The sequence below is a fragment of the Variovorax sp. PBL-E5 genome, from assembly GCF_901827185.1.
GTDB lineage: Bacteria > Pseudomonadota > Gammaproteobacteria > Burkholderiales > Burkholderiaceae_C > Variovorax.
In genome coordinates this window covers 70,724-85,598 of the sequence record NZ_LR594672.1, presented here as the reverse complement: position 1 = coordinate 85,598, position 14,875 = coordinate 70,724, and the positions used below count along the sequence as shown (strand labels likewise).

Below are 14,875 nucleotides of genomic sequence, written 5' to 3'. Positions count from 1 at the left end.
CAGGGGCCTCGGAATCTACGAAAGAAACAGATGAAAAACGCTCTGATGTCTCCCCTTGGCCAAAAGATGCTCTCCGAGTCGAAGTTCTTCATGGGCTACTCCCGCTGGGTAGATGCCCGGGGCTCCTACGAGACCTGGGACGAAGCCGTAGCACGCGTCATGGACATGCACCGCGACAAGTACGCGGAACGCATGACGCCGGAGCTCGAGAAGTATTTCGCCAAGGCTGAAGTGGCATACGAAAGCCAACTGGTGCTGGGTGCTCAACGTGCCTTGCAGTTCGGTGGCGAACAGCTGCGCAAACACGAGGCCCGCATGTACAACTGCTCGGTCAGCCACTGCGACCGTGCGGCTTTCTTCCAGGAAGCGATGTACCTGCTTTTGTGCGGCTGCGGCGTCGGCTTCTCGGTGCAGAAGCACCACGTGGCCAAGCTGCCCCCAATCGCTCGTCCGTCGAGCGAGAAAATCAAGGTCTTCCAGATTCCCGACAGCATCGAGGGCTGGGCCGACGCGTTTGGCGTCCTCTTGAGCTCGTACTTCGATGGCGAAGGCACGTTCCCGGAATATCAGGGCCACCAGGTTCATTTCGACTTCAGCCTAATCCGCGCGAAGGGTTCGGAAATCTCGGGCGGCTTCAAGGCCCCGGGCCCGGACCCCCTGCGCCAGGCACTCATCAAGTGCGAGGCGCTGTTGCAGAAGGCTCTCGGAGCTGCTGAATCGGTCGCCGTGCGTCCCATCGTCGCATACGACTTCGTCATGCACATGTCCGACGCAGTTCTGGCCGGCGGCGTTCGTCGCTCCGCGACGATTTGCCTGTTCGACAAGGACGACCAGGAGATGATGAAGGCGAAGACTGGCGACTGGTTTGTCGACAACCCGCAGCGCGGCCGCAGCAACAACTCCGTTGTGCTGCTTCGCGACGAGCTGACCCGCGAAGAGTGGGCGCAAATCATGACCTCCGTGCGCGACTTCGGCGAGCCGGGCTTCATCTTTGTCGACGACAAGGAGTTCGCTTACAACCCGTGCGTGGAAATCGGCATGCGTCCGGTCACCATCGACGGCGTGTCGGGGTTCCAGTTCTGCAACCTGACCGAAATCAACGGCGGCAAGTGCGTGAACAAGGAGCTGTTCTTCGCCGCTTGCGAGGCCGGCGCCATTCTGGGCACGCTCCAAGCAGGCTACACGAACTTCAAGTATGTGTCCGAAGCCACCCGCCGAATCACCGAGCGCGAAAGCCTCATCGGCGTGAGCATCACGGGCTGGATGAACAATCCGCACATCCTGTTCGACGAAGCCATCCTCAAGGAGGGCGCTGAAATCGTCAAGCGGGTCAACCGTGAAGTGGCGATGCTCATCGGGGTCAATCCGGCCGCGCGCACGACCTGTGCGAAGCCCTCGGGCAACGCGTCGGTCCTGCTGGGCACTGCCTCGGGAATCCACGGCGAGCACTCGCCGATGTACTTCCGCAACGTTCAGATGAACGCCGATGACGAAGTGGCCAAGCTCATCCTGCAGCGCAACCCGAAAATGGTGGAGAAGTCCGTATGGTCGGCAAACGGCAGCGACATCGTTGTCAGCTTCCCGGTCGTCTCGAAGGACACGTCCATCTTCAAGCAGGACCTCATGGGCGTTCGCCAGCTGGAGTTCGTGAAGAAGGCACAGCAGCACTGGGTCGAAAACGGCACCAATGTGGAACTGTGCGTGCATCCAAAGCTGCGTCACAACATCTCGAACACCATCGGGGTGGATGACTGGAGCGCGGTCGAGCAGTACATTTTCGACAATCGCCAGTGGTTCGCCGGCATCTCGTTGCTGGCAGGCGAAGGCGACAAGGCATACCCGCAAGCTCCGTTCACGGAAGTGACGTCGGCCGAACAAATCGTCGGACTCTACGGCGAGGCCAGCATGTTCGCCTCAGGTCTCATTGTCGACGGGCTGCACGCCTTCAACGACAACCTGTGGATGGCATGCGACACCGCAATGGGCAAGGGTCTGCAACTGTCGGACGAGGATTCCAAGGACCTGCTCAAGCGTGACTGGGTGCGTCGCTTCAAGAAGTTCGCGAAGCACTTCGACGGCGACATGCAGAAGGCCTCCTTCTGTCTGAAGGACTGCTACAACCTGCACAAGTGGGTGGGCATCCAGACCTCTTTGCAAGACATCGACTTCGCGTCGGTTCTGTCGGAAGTCCGTCAGGTGGACATCAACACCCTCGGCTCGCAGGCCTGCGCCGGCGGCATGTGCGAAGTTAGCTTCAACTAGCCCCGCGTCAGCGTAATTCCCAAACCCCGAGGAGCAATCCCCGGGGTTTTTTATTGGGCGGGCTCCTGCCGTGGCCCACTTAGCGGATGTGGCGGTTCGCCGGGCCGTTTCAAGCGGGCTGCCATCGCGGGAGCTTCAAGGGAGCGAGGGCGCGGGGCTCACAGCCGCCAAGACAGGACCCAACCAAAAAAGCCAGAGGCTGTGCCTCTGGCTTCCAGGTCACTGCTTCGCCGGGCTCAAGACATCGGATTGTGAGGGTCCGAATCCAACCCCATGGGGGCGACGTAGGCGTTGTTTTCTGCGACGAACCCACCCGTCTGCTCGTTGAACAGGCCGCCTGCACCGCCGCCAAACACGCCGTACGGGTTGCCGTTGATGTCCGTCAGGCCACCGGGCATCATCGGCGTGCCGTCGACGTTGACCAGAGGTGCAGTTGCGGAGTTTTGTACCGCGGCAAGGCTCGCTGCGTAGACCGCGCCCTCCATGCCTTGATTTCGCAGCAACTGCTGGCGGTCCGCCCGCACCCTGTCGGATGGCGCGGAAGCAATCCAGTCCTTCACGAAGCCGAAATGGCGCGCCTTCTCGTCTTTGCGGGCAAGCGTGACGAGCCAGACGAGGCTTGCGACATACAGCACAGCGACGGCAACCGCTACGGAGCTCAGGGCGGGGAACTTCAGTCCGAGCAGCAGGAAAAACCCGCACGATACCCCAGCGAACAAGTGCCCGTTGAACTCCCCCATCCGACGGAAGGCCGCCACCACCCAAACCCACTTGAACTTCTTGTTGACAACTTTTTGCTTCATGACATTTCTCCTCAGGCAGCTGCCTTCAATTCTCGCAGCAGCCCGATTGCTTGGTCGACGCGTGACACGTACGTCACGTCGATTCCCTTTACCGATGCCAAATTGTTGTGCTTGCACGCCAGTGGCACCATCGCCTGGGTGAAGCCCAGCTTCGCGGCTTCCTTCAGCCTGGTCAGAGCATCAGTTACGGGCCGAATCTCTCCGGCCAGGCCTACCTCCCCGAAAGCGACCATCCCCTTGGGCAGCGGCCGGTCCACGAGGGACGAATGTGCCGCAAGCATCAACGGCAGGTCCGCCGCTGGCTCCGTGAGCCGCACGCCCCCCACAATCTTGACATAGACGTTCTGGTCGAACGCAACGACGCTCGCGTGCTTGTTGAGCACTGCCAACAGCATCTGCAGCCGGTTCGTATCCACGCCGGCGGCGAAGCGCTTCGGATTCGGCGTCGGAGCGTCCTCCACCAGCGCCTGGACTTCAACCAGGAACGGTCGATTGCCCTCAAGCGCAGCAAGGATGCACGTACCCGGGACCGGATGCTCGTGCGCCGTGAGGAACAGCGATGACGGGTTGCTGACCTCCTCCAAGCCCTTCTCTCCCATCGCGAACACGCCGAGCTCGTTCACGGAGCCGAACCGGTTCTTGAACGCCCGAACCATGCGGAACGCGGAACCCGACTCGCCCTCGAAGTAGAGGACCGCGTCCACGATGTGCTCCAGGACGCGCGGGCCGGCCAGGTTGCCTTCCTTCGTCACGTGCCCGACCAGGAACAGGGCAATGCCCATGCTCTTGGCCTTCTTGTTCAGCTGCGCAGCGCATTCCTTAACCTGCGCGACGTTGCCCGGCGCCGACGTGAGCTGGCTCGAGAACACGGTTTGAATCGAGTCCACAACCATGATGTCTGGGCGCTGCTCATCCATCATGGCCAGAATCTCCTCCAGCTCCGTCTCGGGAAACACCTGGATGGATGCCTCACCGAGCCCGAGGCGCTCAGCGCGCATTCTCAGCTGGTCGGGCGACTCCTCGCCGGAGACATAGAGCGTCTTCGCGCGGGGGCTCAGATGCCCAACCACCTGCATCAACAGGGTCGACTTGCCAATGCCAGGGTCGCCACCGACGAGCACCACGGAGCCCTTGACCAGCCCGCCTCCCAGGACGCGGTTGAACTCGGTCAGGCCGGTGTCCCAACGCACGTGGGTGACCGTCTTGGCATTGCGGAGGTCAACGAGCGTTGCCTTCGTGCCCGACCAGTTCGAGTAGCGGTGGCTGTTGGCCGGCTCCTCGCGCTCGACGACCTCTTCCATCGTGTTCCAGGCGTTGCAGCCGGAGCATTTGCCACCCCAAACCACAGCCTTTTGCCCGCATGCGTTGCATGCGTAGCTCGACTTCTTCTTAACCATTGGAGTGCTCCATCTTAGTTGCATTTTAGCATACATACGATTTAGGTCCAAGCTAAATCGCAGTCCTGTGCCTAAAAGGCTAAAACTCAAATCCTACATGCACGGTTACCCCCTCTGCATCACAGGAGAACTCAATGGCAGACGAAATCGACATGGCCAATGAACAGGCTGAACTGTTCCTGCGCCAATCCCTGGCAAATCGGGCTACCGGCCCCAAGTTGCTCCCCCGTGGCAGTTGCTACAACTGCGACACCCACTTCGTGGCTTTGGGCAAGGATGCCCAAGGCCGAGACGTCGACGAGCGCGGCGTAGCCATCGACGAGAAACTCTTCTGCGACAAGGACTGTGCAGACGACTTCACCGAGCGCGAGCGCCTGAAAGCACGACGCTGAAGCGTTAGGCGCCTGCAGAGGGAAACGGCCGCCGGCAACCCCGGCGGCCTCTTTTTGCGCGCCTCAGCGCTAAATCTCAAGCGCACCGCGCCCGCTCCCTACACCTGTCAGGTCAACTACACAGGAGCATCAAATGGGATGGAGCAGCGTTTCCAACCAACGTGGCAAATCGACGCTTGAGATGCTGCGAGACCACACCTCGTACCGCGAAGGCGCCAAGTGGGACGGCAGCGAGGGCGTCACCTACCACATCGAGAGGATGGTCAGCGGTGCCGGTGGCGCCTATGGCATTCTTGCGAAAATCGACGCCAGGTCGGAGAAGACGACGCGCTGTGCGCTGGTCATCGCTGTTTCGCGAGGCCGCACGGATTTCGCCTGGAAGTCGATGACTGAGCAGGAAGGCCCCGTCATCTGCGGAATGCCCAAGGGCATGCTTTCCAAGCTGACTCCGGTGGCCGAACTCGACTGTAGCGAGTCCAGCATCGAGAATGCACGAGAGTGGCGGGCGCGTGTCCTCGCACGGTCAGCGCCAGCCTCCCTTGTGGTAAATGTCGGCGACGTCCTCGAGTTCACCAGTCCGCTAAGGTTCAACCTCCCCTCTGGAAGCGTAGCGGTTAGCCAACTGCGCGTCGAGAGCTGGGGCCGGCGAAAGCGCTTCCTTGCGCTCAACCCGACGGGTGGCAGCTTTGTCGCCAGGCTTTCGCGGCGAGCGCTGAGTGAACCGTTCAAGATAAATCCACAGAGCACCGCGGCCGCAACGCCGTGATTTTCCGAAAGCCGCTTCATGCGGCTTTCCTTTTTCATAGGGTCTGGGTCACTAGCGGCCCAAGCTTGTGAATTAGGCTAGAGTCCTGTGGTCAGGTCTGGCGGCAATCCAATGGGGTTGTCCATAGAGCTGTCCATCGGAAGCAGCCGGTGACGGACAAGGATGGGAAGGGCTCGAGCTGAGAAGCTTGGCAGGATTCACGACTCAGGGCCGGGCCCGCGAAGCGCGTGCTCACTACATGATTCGCCGACATTCTCCTTCGAGCTTCGGCGCTTAAACAGGGCGCAGGCTCTCCCGCATCGGCAGGCAATGGCCTCTGTGTCGGGCCAATGCAACGGACACGTGCATGCGGGACAGAACAAGTCAGAATCGTCTTTATGTATCAATTTCCTTTTGGGCAGCCTCTGCAGAGAGTCGAGCAGGTGCCTCATACAAGTGCCCGTGTATTCGTTTTGGGCGTCTACTCAAGTGCCGTGCATGCACGCTGGCTAGGCCGCGACGGAAAGCAGCGTGCCGCGGCACTTGCTGTGGCCTCAGAGCCCTATATCTTCTGGCGAGGCGAGGGAGCGGGGGCCATCATCGACGCAATCCACATTCCGCCAGAAGCCGGCAGGTTGGTCGAAGCGGACCAGCGTTTCAACGGCCCGTCGGGTAAGTCTCTGGATGAAGACTATCTTGCTCCGTTGGGCCTTGTGCGCGACGACGCTTGGCTATGCGACTTGCTCCCAGAAAGTCGGATGAACAAAGGGCAGGCCGCCCGGGTCCTCAGTGACTACGCCCCAGTTGCAAAGGCGCTGGGCCTGCCTGCGGCTAATGTCCCCCTGGTTTCCACCGGGTACGCTGACCACCTGCGGGTCGAGGCCGTCCTGGAGGAGCTTCTCACTTCTGGCGCCAATACCCTCATCACCTTGGGCGACGCGCCCCTGCGGGAGTTCGTCGCTGCACTGTCTCTCGGGCACCCCAAGCTCAGAATGTACGGGACGCAGCCGGGCCAATACGGCAAACGTCACCCGTTCAGCATTCGCGGCCGCCATCTGCAGTTGCTACCGTTAACGCATCCGCGACAGGCACGGGCTCTTGGGAATTCGGACAAGGAATGGGGTGACCTGCATCGGCACTGGGTACAACACACGGCTGGCGAAATCACTGGCGTATTGGGGCGCTAGCGCAATGTTGTTCCGAACTTCGCCTCTACGGGGTTGGACCAGCGTGTGCTTCGCCGGCGCTGCTGGTATCGGACAGGCGAGGGTACCGCTGCGCTCTTGAGGCAACACCTGCAGCAACTTGAGCTGGCGCGTAGCAGGCCCGCTGTCAAGCGCCGACCTGCTGTCATGTCGTGCTGACGCCGGGTCGCTAATTCGCGCAGCAGGGAGTCAAAGAACACACGTACGGCGCTCGGGTAGGTGCGCTGCGACGCTGCCCATACGCCCCGTTCCAGCGTGCACCTTTCGGACAGCCGAAGTCCCGACCATTCCCCCAAGTCCTTCGCGCAAGGAAAACCCGTGCACACCGAACGTTCAAGAAGTTTCGGTGAACGTGGCTAAGTCCCCTGCCTATACGGGGCTTCGTCATCAAAATCCCGCGATTTCTCTATGGAGCTCAACTTCGGGGTGGACTACTTCGGCGCCCGTGAAGGGCGGAAGACCCCTGTCCAACTCAACACAAAGCGCCTCATCAACGGCCACATGCTCATCCTCGGCTCGAGCGGCGTTGGGAAGTCGCACACCATCCGGCGCCTCATCGCGCAGGCGATGAAGGCTGGCACCAAGGTTCGCTTCCACGTGTTCGACGTCCATGGCGACCTTGAGATTGAAGGGGCGAGCGTTGTCCAGTTCTCCGAACAGGCCCCCTTCGGCCTCAACCCCTTCCGTGTCAACCCGTCCTTCGAGTTCGGCGGCGTACGCAAGGCGATTCAAGCTTTCATCCGTACGGTCGACCAGGCATCGCGGACGCCGCTCGGCCTGAAGCAGGAAGCCGTCATCCGCGAACTCGCGCTGGACGTCTACCGCGAGTTCGGCTTTCAAAAGGATGACCCCTCGACCTGGTCGCTCAACGCTTACGAGTCGCGCCTGATTTCAGGGGGCTCGGACAACCGCATCTACCTGAACGTGCCCTTTGTCGACAAGGACAGGGCCCGCGGCTTCGGCGCGCGGTTCTGTGGAGAGCGCAAGCTTTGGTACGTCCACACCCAGAACTACAAGGGCGGCATCACCGAGTTCCCGCCGGCGTTCAAGGAGCGTGACTACCCCACCCTTGCCGACATCCTGGCCTACGCCAAGCAGATTCACCTTGAAAAGTTCCTCGGCTCGGACCAAAAGGCCATCCGGGCGCTTGGTTACCTCAACAAGACCGCGCGGACCATGCAACGCAAGATGCTCGACTCCGTCAAACGCAAGCGCCACGACGAAAGCGTATTCGACGAGGACGAAGAGGTTGCCCTGGAGGCAGCAAAGGAAAGCGCTATCGATGCGTTCACCGACTATGCCAATTCGATTCAAACCGGGCTCGAGCTCGAAAACCTCATCAAGTACGACAGCCCCGAGGTGCTCAAGTCGGTGGTAGACCGCCTGAACAACCTGAACTCAACCGGCATCTTCAAGAACACGCCCCCGCCGTTCGACGAGACCCTGCCGGTGTGGCGATACAAGCTGAACGCTCTCAGCCTGGAAGAAAAGAAGATGCTCGTCCTCTTCCTGCTGCTCGACATCTTCTACAAGTCGGTGCAGCGTGGCGAGCAGTCCGACGTGCTTGAAATTTGCGTCCTCGACGAGCTCGGAACTTACGTCAGCGGGGCGGACGAGCGTGGTGACGGCGTCATCGGAACCATTGCTCGTGAGGCGCGCAAATTCGGCCTAGCACTATGGGCCGCCAATCAATCGACCGAGAACGTACCGGACAGTCTCATCAGCTCTGTCGGGACTAAGGTGGTCCTGGGTGTCGACGAGATGTACTGGCCAGACATGGTGAAGAAGCTTCGGATGGACGCGAAGCTCTTGAACTTCATCCAGCCCCACCACACGATGGCTGTACAGCTCAAGGAGAAGGGCTCGACCAAGACCAAGTGGTGGTGGACGGCCATCAGCTAGGCCGCGGCACAGCCATGCAAGAAGCCCCCGCACTCTCACGAGGCGGGGGCTTTCTTCAATAAGGGCGGGTAGGCTACCGCACCTCAGGGTTACACGCTGTCATGCAGGCCGGTAACGTCATCTGGCACATTGCGCTTCTCCTTGGGTCCCGAGTCGCGCACGTTCTTCTGCACGGTCACCGCAGCGGACAGGCTGAGCACGTACCCCATCGCATAGAAGCCCTTCTCCGAGCGCTGGAAGTTCGCGTTGAACAGTCCCACTGCCAGCAGCGTGAGGGAGCAAACGATGGCAAACCAACAAATTCCAAAGTACAGGTCGGTCACCGGAATACCTTCTGCTCGGTCGCGCACGCTCTTCTGGAGCGACACGGCCGAGAACAAGCCGAACATCAGAATCGCGAAGTAGTATCCCTTCTCGTTGACCTGCAGTTCGCTGTTCCAGAGCCCGACCAGGTATGCGAGTATGCCGATGAGGAGGGCAGCCCATGAGGCGCCGATGAAGGCCGAGGTCGGTTTGTGGTGCGTGAGGATTGTCATGAGTTTCCTTGTGGTGCCCTCTATAGGGATAGCTGCCCGAGCCTGCTGGCGGGCGCCTAACGCACCTAAAACACAACATTGCGGATGAATGCGGGTTTCTACCTACGCAAAAATGGTTGCGACGGATAAAACATGCGGCTACACTCGCCATCCACGTCACCGACTGATAATTTTGTAAGAAGTTGTTGACGTATAAACCCAGTGAGCTATAATGCTCATCACCGCCTTAAAACGGAAACCGCAGCGAAAGCTGCACAACCAAACTCTTTCAACGAACGACGACTTTTCAGCCATGAAAACGCAGATGACCAACCTGACAACCGCGATGTGCTCCTTGCACAGCGTGGTTGCGCACGCCCCCAGGGCGCTGCCAGGCGGTTATCAGCAACCGTCGCTTCCCTCAACGCCCAAGTGCTCCGTCCTCGCAGTCGCCTCGATTGGCAACAGCATCCAGGGATGGTTTAACAGCAACAACCGGCTTACCTGACGAATAAGACTCCAGCAGTCCCGTCAGGTTAGCACCGGCGGGACCCGCAAAGAGTTGATTCCAGGTTTCACACCAGCCCCCAGCGGGCGGAATCCCCGAAGAGCGTATCCCGACCGGCAGAACCGAAGAGGTTCAGCCCGAAGCTTCATTGCTTCGTGACCGAAAGGTCAGTCGCATCGTCGACATCCGGCCTAACAGCCGCGCTCTTTAAAAATTCATTGCGGGAATTACCCGCGGAGTCCTGGTACGGTGACCTGCCGTAGCTGCGGAAACACATCATGCTTCGAGGGCGTGGTGCCGTGGCGTGCCCCTCCAGCCGCAACTTTCGACAGAAAGCGGTCGCGACTGGATGCCACACCAGATAGGACGATGCGAACATTCCCCAAGCAACACAAGGGACCGGCCTGGCATCTATAACGGATGTCGAGCCTGCACACCGCAGGAGGTGGTCCCCGGAAGGGTTCGCAAGAGCCCTTTCGTAGCAGCGCATGCAAAAATCCCAAGGCGAAGTGCACCTGGTAACAGGAACGGGCGCTCAAGGGGCCCATCCATCGGGTTTATAGCTCCGCACCAGGCCCGCACCCTGGACGGTTGGTGAGTTTTCACCGTGAAACAGATGGAGCGCTGCTACGAGAGGAACTTCCGATACTGGCGGGCACAGTTTGGCGCCCGGTAGTTCGAAAATCACGCGGATGTAGCTCAGTTGGTAGAGCGCGACCTTGCCATGGTCGAGGCCAGGGGTTCGAACCCCCTCATCCGCTCCACAACCTGGTCGCCGGCAGTAGCTGGCGACTGCTAAACCGGCCATGTAGACAAGGTGGCATCCGGAACCGTAACCGGAGCGAAAAACGCGGGTGTCGAGCAGCATGGGTTGACTGCATCGGACTGTAAATTCGACGCCTTACGGCACACGGGGTTCGAACCCCTGGACACCCACCATCATCAACACGCGGATGTAGCTCAATGGCAGAGCTGAAGCCTTCCAAGCTTAAGACGTAGGGTTCGATTCCCTCTATCCGCTCCAGATTGCTCGAGTAGCTCGAGACCGAAGCCTGTGCAGGTTGGCTCCACGCCACGTCACCAGGCCGCCCGCCAGCGTCAAAGGCACCTGGAAGATTGGTCGAGTGGACTATGGCGCCTGTTTCGAAAACAGGCGGCTCTGCGAGGGGACCGGGGTTCGAATCCCTCATCTTCCGCCACATACAAGTCGTCGCAAGACGCATCGAGAGTACTTTGTGGGCAGTTGGCAGAGTGGCTGATTGCGGCAGGCTGTAACCCTGCTTCCCCAAAGGACGCGGTGGTTCGAATCCATCACTGCCCACAAAGTGCTTTCGAGGTTTTCTAGGGGAGTCGCCAAGCTGGTCCAAGGCACCTGATTTTGATTCAGGCATCCGCAGGTTCGAATCCTGCCTCCTCTGCCAATTCGTCTCGTCGCACTGCGGCGAGCCTGTCAACACGGTCGGCTAGCTCAGTCGGTTAGAGCAATCGCTTGATAAGCGATAGGTCCCCAGTTCGAGTCTGGGGCTGACCACCAACACTTCGGGAGCGATAAACGCTCTTGATACACGTGAAAAGAAGGACTTGGAAGTACGGGGCCGGGGTCATCCCGCTGCACTTCACTCGTCCGCATCGTAATGCGGGTGTAGCTCAGCTGGTAGAGCTCCAGCCTCCCAAGCTGGTTGTCGCGAGTTCGAATCTCGTCGCCCGCTCCAATACGATTCCCATTTGCCCGGGTGGTGGAACTGGTAGACACGCTATCTTGAGGGGGTAGTGGCCGTAAGGCCGTGCGGGTTCGAGTCCCGCCTCGGGCACCAGAATAGTCTCGGAACGCTCGCATGGCTCCAACGGGCCGTGCGATACAGCGCAACACCTCGCCTGGATTTACAGGCTAACCCTGCGGACGCGCAGGGCGACGAGACCTCTCAGTGGCGACAAGCCGCGGGCACCCGGGGAAGACCGGGTGCGTGACGCCCTGAAGGGGCTTCATGCAGGAGTGCTCAGCTCACGAGCGCTGCTGCATGAACAGAAGTGTTCTATGAGCCGCACCACGGTATGAACGTGCGTTCCTTTGGAGGTCGAAGGGGGAGCGTCGGATGCAGGCATGGGGGTTCGACGTCCCATGCTCCGCGGATTCTGATTCCAGGTCCGAAAACCGGTGCACGGGGCCGCAATCCCACAATCCGGTCGGCTCATAAAACACCTTTTCCGGAGGGCTGGCCGAGCGGCTTAAGGCTCCAGTCTTGAACACTGGCGAGGGTGAGAATCCTCCATCGGTTCGAATCCGATGCCCTCCTCCAAACATCATCGATGTCATCCCTGTAGGGGTATGGCGCAACTGGCAGCGCAGCGGCCTCCAAAGCCGAAGGTTGTAGGTTCGATTCCTACTGCCCCTGCCAACAGGTTGACATCGCGCTTCACAACCCCGCGCTCGTGGTGGATTCGGTAGACACACCTGACTCAAAATCAGGCGCCGCAAGGCAGGCGAGTTCGACCCTCGCCGAGCGCACCAACACACGAGAACCCGTTCTCTGAACGCGGCCCTCAACTCTGGCAGCTCGGCTCAAAGGCCTCGAGCGCCGTCAACGTCACGCCCCGGTGGTGGAACACTGGTAGACACACTGGTTTCAGGAACCAGCGCCGCAAGGCATACGGGTTCGAGTCCCGTCTGGGGCACCATCTCAACTCACCCCAAACAACTCTCGCCTCGGTAGCTCAGCTGGTAGTAGCGGCGGATTGAAAATCCGTGCGTCGCAGGTTCGATTCCTGCCCTTGGCACCATCTCTTCGTACGGGCGGTTGGTACAGTGGCCGTGCACTGGACTCCAAACCCAGCTTAGGAAGGTTCGAATCCTTCACCGCCTGCCATTGTCTGGTCGACTGCTGCACCCACTGAGCAAAGCCTCCTCGCTTCGAAGCGGTCTACCATGGCCACAAGCTCATCGTAGGCCATGCTGCTCTTTGTCTTCTTCCGGTTGTTTGCATGCCACGTCATGAGCTCGCAGTTGATTGGGTGGGCGATATAGAACGGGTCAAGGTTTCGTCTGATGGCCTCGTTCACGGATACTCGATGGTCCCTTGTAAGACCCTCAGGATTCGCGGGAGACCAGAACCCTTTTTCGGCCAAGCTGCGCAGCGTTGTCTCGCCGAACACCTCAGGAAGCGAGAAGGGATTGAACGTGAAGGCGTAGCGGTAGCGACCTTCCCTTCCGTACAAACCGACATGTTCCACGCAAAACTTAGACTTACAGCGGCCTACGGTGACCTTGCCGCAATGTGAGCACGAGCAGTGGAACAGCTGGCTGTATGGACCGGCGACCAAGGCTTTGTTGAGGCGGTCGAGCCGAACTAACCGCCTTACTGCCTTAGCCGGCACGGTCTTTGGCGCAGAGCGCTCAATGGTTACGCGGCGGCGCTTCGAAGCGACGGGTAGTCTCGGAGGCGATTTGGCGCGCCGATAAGCTGAAACGGCGGCCGCAATCTTGTGCCGCGTCTCCTGGCTTCGGCTACCACGTGCGCTGTTGGTGCACTTTGCAGCGCAGGACCTGCCGCAGAACCGCGTCGAAGGTTCGTCCCGAATCACCTTGTACGGAAGCACTTCAGAGCACTGGAGGCAGCGCTTCGGGTTCGCCTGATGCGCAATTTCTTCCGCTTCGAACCGCAACGCTGCCCTATGCCTGTTGGCCCTCGCTGAGTTCACGAGGAAGGCTTCATGGCTAGGAAGATGAACCCTCAGGTGTCCATTCAGGGCGCTGAGCGTTCCAAAGTGACGGCGGCACTCAAAGCAATGCACGAAGACTTCTGGCATAGGGAGCATAGAGAGCCAAGTTTAAGCGGCAGGTCGTGCCTGCAAGTCGTGTTGGCCACAAGTCAGGGCGCAGAGTTCTGTCGGGGAGTGTGTGCAAGTGGTCTAAGCCGCCTGGTTCTGAGCCAGGATGTTCGTCAGTTCGAATCTGACCTCCCCTGCCACCGTCATCATCAACCGCTCACAAGGAGACGAAATGTCCAACAAGCGAAAACGTGGCTCGGCACGAAAACCGAAAGCACGAAAACACGAGGAGGCGTAGCTCAGCAGGTTCAGAGCATCCGGCTTTTACCCGGACGACGAGGGTTCGATTCCCTACGCCTCCACCAGTGTCCTGTGCCAAGCAGCCAGAAGACGGCTTCTTCGTACAGCGCAATGGGACACCATTGCCAACAAGCTCGCCTCCGGCGGGCTACCCATTACGGGTGCGTTAGCTCAGCCTGGTAGAGCACCGGTCATTTGGGACCGGTGGCCGGACGTTCGAATCGTTCACGCACCCCCAACAATCATCCATCGGCGCGCCGGCGCCGCGGAGTACCAGCTTCGGGCCGATGCACTGACGGAAGGTGCCCTCGTAGAACGGAACGAGGCCCGGTAACACGGTACGGCGAGCTCGCAAGGCAGATACGTGGCACGGTTGCAGAAGCACCTATAGCGGCCTTGGCAACAAGGTGGCCTTCAACAAGCAAGGGAAGCGCGTCATCCAACACAAGTCTGCGCCCGGAGTAGTTCCCGGGTAGCCCCGTAAGGCGGGTTCGAATCCCGCCGGCTCGACCACTCGCACGGCAGCTCGTCCTGAGGCACGCGCGCCGGATTTAACAACAATACCCATCCAACCATAGCTGAGAGAGGCATAGCAGCGGCTTGAAACCCCGCAGACGGACGTTCGAATCGTTCTGGTTGGGCCACTTCTTAATCATCAACTCTCGGGGTGTAGACCGTAACCTGGTAGCGGGCCGCGTTTGGGACGCGGTGCGAAAGCCTTGCAGGTTCAAATCCTGTCTCCCCGACCAACATCAACCACAACAAGGACATCATGGAACAAGTCATCGACGACATCCTGGCCAAGGCGGCCAAGCATTTCGGCCTCAGCCCTCAGGGCTGACACCAAGAACACGGAGAGTTAGCTGAGTTGGTTTCAAGCGCTGGCCTCATAAGCCAGGGTACGTCGGTTCGAATCCGTCACTCTCTACCATCACCGGCCGCCGCGGCACACCCCGCAGCGCGCGGCCTCATCCCTCCCTTGGGCAACCACTCAATCGGCCTGTAGCGCAGCCTGGTAGCGCACCTGCATGGGGTGCAGGGGGTCAGAGGTTCGAACCCTCTCAGGCCGACCAATTCGCCT

General features: G+C 60.0%; 10 protein-coding genes and 22 tRNA genes. 28 read left to right on the top strand and 4 right to left on the bottom strand.

Annotated elements, in window-relative coordinates; all coding sequences use genetic code 11:
* The first annotated feature begins 30 nt into the window (after positions 1–30).
* Positions 31–2,262, top strand: a complete 2,232-nt coding sequence (locus WDLP6_RS28075) for a recombinase (protein WP_146039484.1) — start codon at positions 31–33, stop codon at positions 2,260–2,262.
* Positions 2,263–2,498: 236 nt separating this feature from the next.
* On the opposite strand, the gene WDLP6_RS28070 is transcribed toward WDLP6_RS28075, so the two are convergent.
* Positions 2,499–3,065 carry a hypothetical protein gene (locus WDLP6_RS28070; protein WP_068679151.1) on the bottom strand — a complete coding sequence of 189 codons (567 nt, stop codon included), beginning with the start codon at positions 3,063–3,065 and terminating at the stop codon, positions 2,499–2,501.
* Between the two features lie 11 nt (positions 3,066–3,076).
* Positions 3,077–4,462 carry a DNA repair protein RadA gene (gene radA, locus WDLP6_RS28065; protein WP_068679149.1) on the bottom strand — a complete coding sequence of 462 codons (1,386 nt, stop codon included), beginning with the start codon at positions 4,460–4,462 and terminating at the stop codon, positions 3,077–3,079.
* Between the two features lie 134 nt (positions 4,463–4,596).
* Between radA and WDLP6_RS28060 the strand changes: the two genes are divergently transcribed.
* The 4 genes from WDLP6_RS28060 to WDLP6_RS28045 all read left to right on the top strand — a co-directional run bounded on the left by WDLP6_RS28060 (position 4,597) and on the right by WDLP6_RS28045 (position 8,706).
* Positions 4,597–4,854, top strand: a complete 258-nt coding sequence (locus WDLP6_RS28060) for a hypothetical protein (RefSeq protein WP_068679147.1) — start codon at positions 4,597–4,599, stop codon at positions 4,852–4,854.
* 133 nt (positions 4,855–4,987) lie between these two features.
* Complete coding sequence (locus WDLP6_RS28055) at positions 4,988–5,620, top strand: DUF6927 domain-containing protein (protein ID WP_068679145.1); 633 nt, start codon at positions 4,988–4,990, stop codon at positions 5,618–5,620.
* A gap of 377 nt (positions 5,621–5,997) precedes the next feature.
* The gene (locus tag WDLP6_RS28050; RefSeq protein WP_180988655.1) at positions 5,998–6,786 is read left to right on the top strand and encodes a hypothetical protein; all 789 of its coding nucleotides are present in this window, start codon (positions 5,998–6,000) and stop codon (positions 6,784–6,786) included.
* 426 nt (positions 6,787–7,212) lie between these two features.
* Positions 7,213–8,706: a helicase HerA domain-containing protein gene (locus tag WDLP6_RS28045; protein WP_068679141.1), complete on the top strand. Its 1,494-nt coding sequence runs from the start codon at positions 7,213–7,215 to the stop codon at positions 8,704–8,706.
* 89 nt (positions 8,707–8,795) lie between these two features.
* Here the strand turns inward: WDLP6_RS28045 and yiaA are convergent, their stop codons facing one another.
* Positions 8,796–9,242, bottom strand: a complete 447-nt coding sequence (gene yiaA, locus WDLP6_RS28040; protein ID WP_068673451.1) for an inner membrane protein YiaA — start codon at positions 9,240–9,242, stop codon at positions 8,796–8,798.
* Between the two features lie 211 nt (positions 9,243–9,453).
* Here yiaA and WDLP6_RS28035 point away from each other — a divergent pair, with 211 nt between their 5' ends.
* The 16 genes from WDLP6_RS28035 (at position 9,454) to WDLP6_RS27960 (ending at position 12,593) form a co-directional block, all read left to right on the top strand.
* Positions 9,454–9,729: a hypothetical protein gene (locus WDLP6_RS28035; protein WP_146039483.1), complete on the top strand. Its 276-nt coding sequence runs from the start codon at positions 9,454–9,456 to the stop codon at positions 9,727–9,729.
* Positions 9,730–10,417: 688 nt separating this feature from the next.
* Positions 10,418–10,493 (top strand) — tRNA-Gly (locus WDLP6_RS28030).
* An 88-nt stretch (positions 10,494–10,581) separates the two neighbouring features.
* Positions 10,582–10,668 (top strand) — tRNA-Tyr (locus WDLP6_RS28025).
* Between the two features lie 10 nt (positions 10,669–10,678).
* Positions 10,679–10,753, top strand: a tRNA-Gly gene (locus WDLP6_RS28020).
* An 86-nt stretch (positions 10,754–10,839) separates the two neighbouring features.
* Positions 10,840–10,928: transfer RNA gene (locus tag WDLP6_RS28015), tRNA-Ser, on the top strand.
* Between the two features lie 38 nt (positions 10,929–10,966).
* Positions 10,967–11,050 (top strand) — tRNA-Tyr (locus tag WDLP6_RS28010).
* Positions 11,051–11,072: 22 nt separating this feature from the next.
* A tRNA-Gln gene (locus WDLP6_RS28005) sits at positions 11,073–11,150 on the top strand.
* 36 nt (positions 11,151–11,186) lie between these two features.
* Positions 11,187–11,263, top strand: a tRNA-Ile gene (locus tag WDLP6_RS28000).
* 102 nt (positions 11,264–11,365) lie between these two features.
* A tRNA-Gly gene (locus WDLP6_RS27995) sits at positions 11,366–11,441 on the top strand.
* 15 nt (positions 11,442–11,456) lie between these two features.
* Positions 11,457–11,543: transfer RNA gene (locus WDLP6_RS27990), tRNA-Leu, on the top strand.
* 393 nt (positions 11,544–11,936) lie between these two features.
* Positions 11,937–12,026 (top strand) — tRNA-Ser (locus tag WDLP6_RS27985).
* A 23-nt stretch (positions 12,027–12,049) separates the two neighbouring features.
* Positions 12,050–12,125: transfer RNA gene (locus WDLP6_RS27980), tRNA-Trp, on the top strand.
* Between the two features lie 28 nt (positions 12,126–12,153).
* Positions 12,154–12,238 (top strand) — tRNA-Leu (locus tag WDLP6_RS27975).
* An 80-nt stretch (positions 12,239–12,318) separates the two neighbouring features.
* A tRNA-Leu gene (locus WDLP6_RS27970) sits at positions 12,319–12,405 on the top strand.
* 25 nt (positions 12,406–12,430) lie between these two features.
* Positions 12,431–12,507, top strand: a tRNA-Phe gene (locus WDLP6_RS27965).
* Positions 12,508–12,518: 11 nt separating this feature from the next.
* Positions 12,519–12,593 (top strand) — tRNA-Trp (locus WDLP6_RS27960).
* Here the strand turns inward: WDLP6_RS27960 and WDLP6_RS27955 are convergent.
* Positions 12,562–12,786 carry a hypothetical protein gene (locus WDLP6_RS27955; RefSeq protein WP_162570725.1) on the bottom strand — a complete coding sequence of 75 codons (225 nt, stop codon included), beginning with the start codon at positions 12,784–12,786 and terminating at the stop codon, positions 12,562–12,564. The two genes, WDLP6_RS27960 and WDLP6_RS27955, sit on opposite strands and share 32 nt — an antisense overlap.
* Before the next feature lie 828 nt (positions 12,787–13,614).
* On the opposite strand from WDLP6_RS27955, the gene WDLP6_RS27950 reads away from it, so the two are divergent.
* The 7 genes from WDLP6_RS27950 (at position 13,615) to WDLP6_RS27920 (ending at position 14,867) form a co-directional block, all read left to right on the top strand.
* Positions 13,615–13,694, top strand: a tRNA-Gln gene (locus tag WDLP6_RS27950).
* An 88-nt stretch (positions 13,695–13,782) separates the two neighbouring features.
* Positions 13,783–13,859: transfer RNA gene (locus WDLP6_RS27945), tRNA-Lys, on the top strand.
* A gap of 95 nt (positions 13,860–13,954) precedes the next feature.
* Positions 13,955–14,032 (top strand) — tRNA-OTHER (locus WDLP6_RS27940).
* 330 nt (positions 14,033–14,362) lie between these two features.
* Positions 14,363–14,438 (top strand) — tRNA-Phe (locus WDLP6_RS27935).
* Between the two features lie 19 nt (positions 14,439–14,457).
* Positions 14,458–14,543 (top strand) — tRNA-Pro (locus WDLP6_RS27930).
* A 104-nt stretch (positions 14,544–14,647) separates the two neighbouring features.
* Positions 14,648–14,725: transfer RNA gene (locus WDLP6_RS27925), tRNA-Ile, on the top strand.
* Between the two features lie 65 nt (positions 14,726–14,790).
* A tRNA-Pro gene (locus WDLP6_RS27920) sits at positions 14,791–14,867 on the top strand.
* The last annotated feature ends 8 nt before the right edge of the window (positions 14,868–14,875 follow it).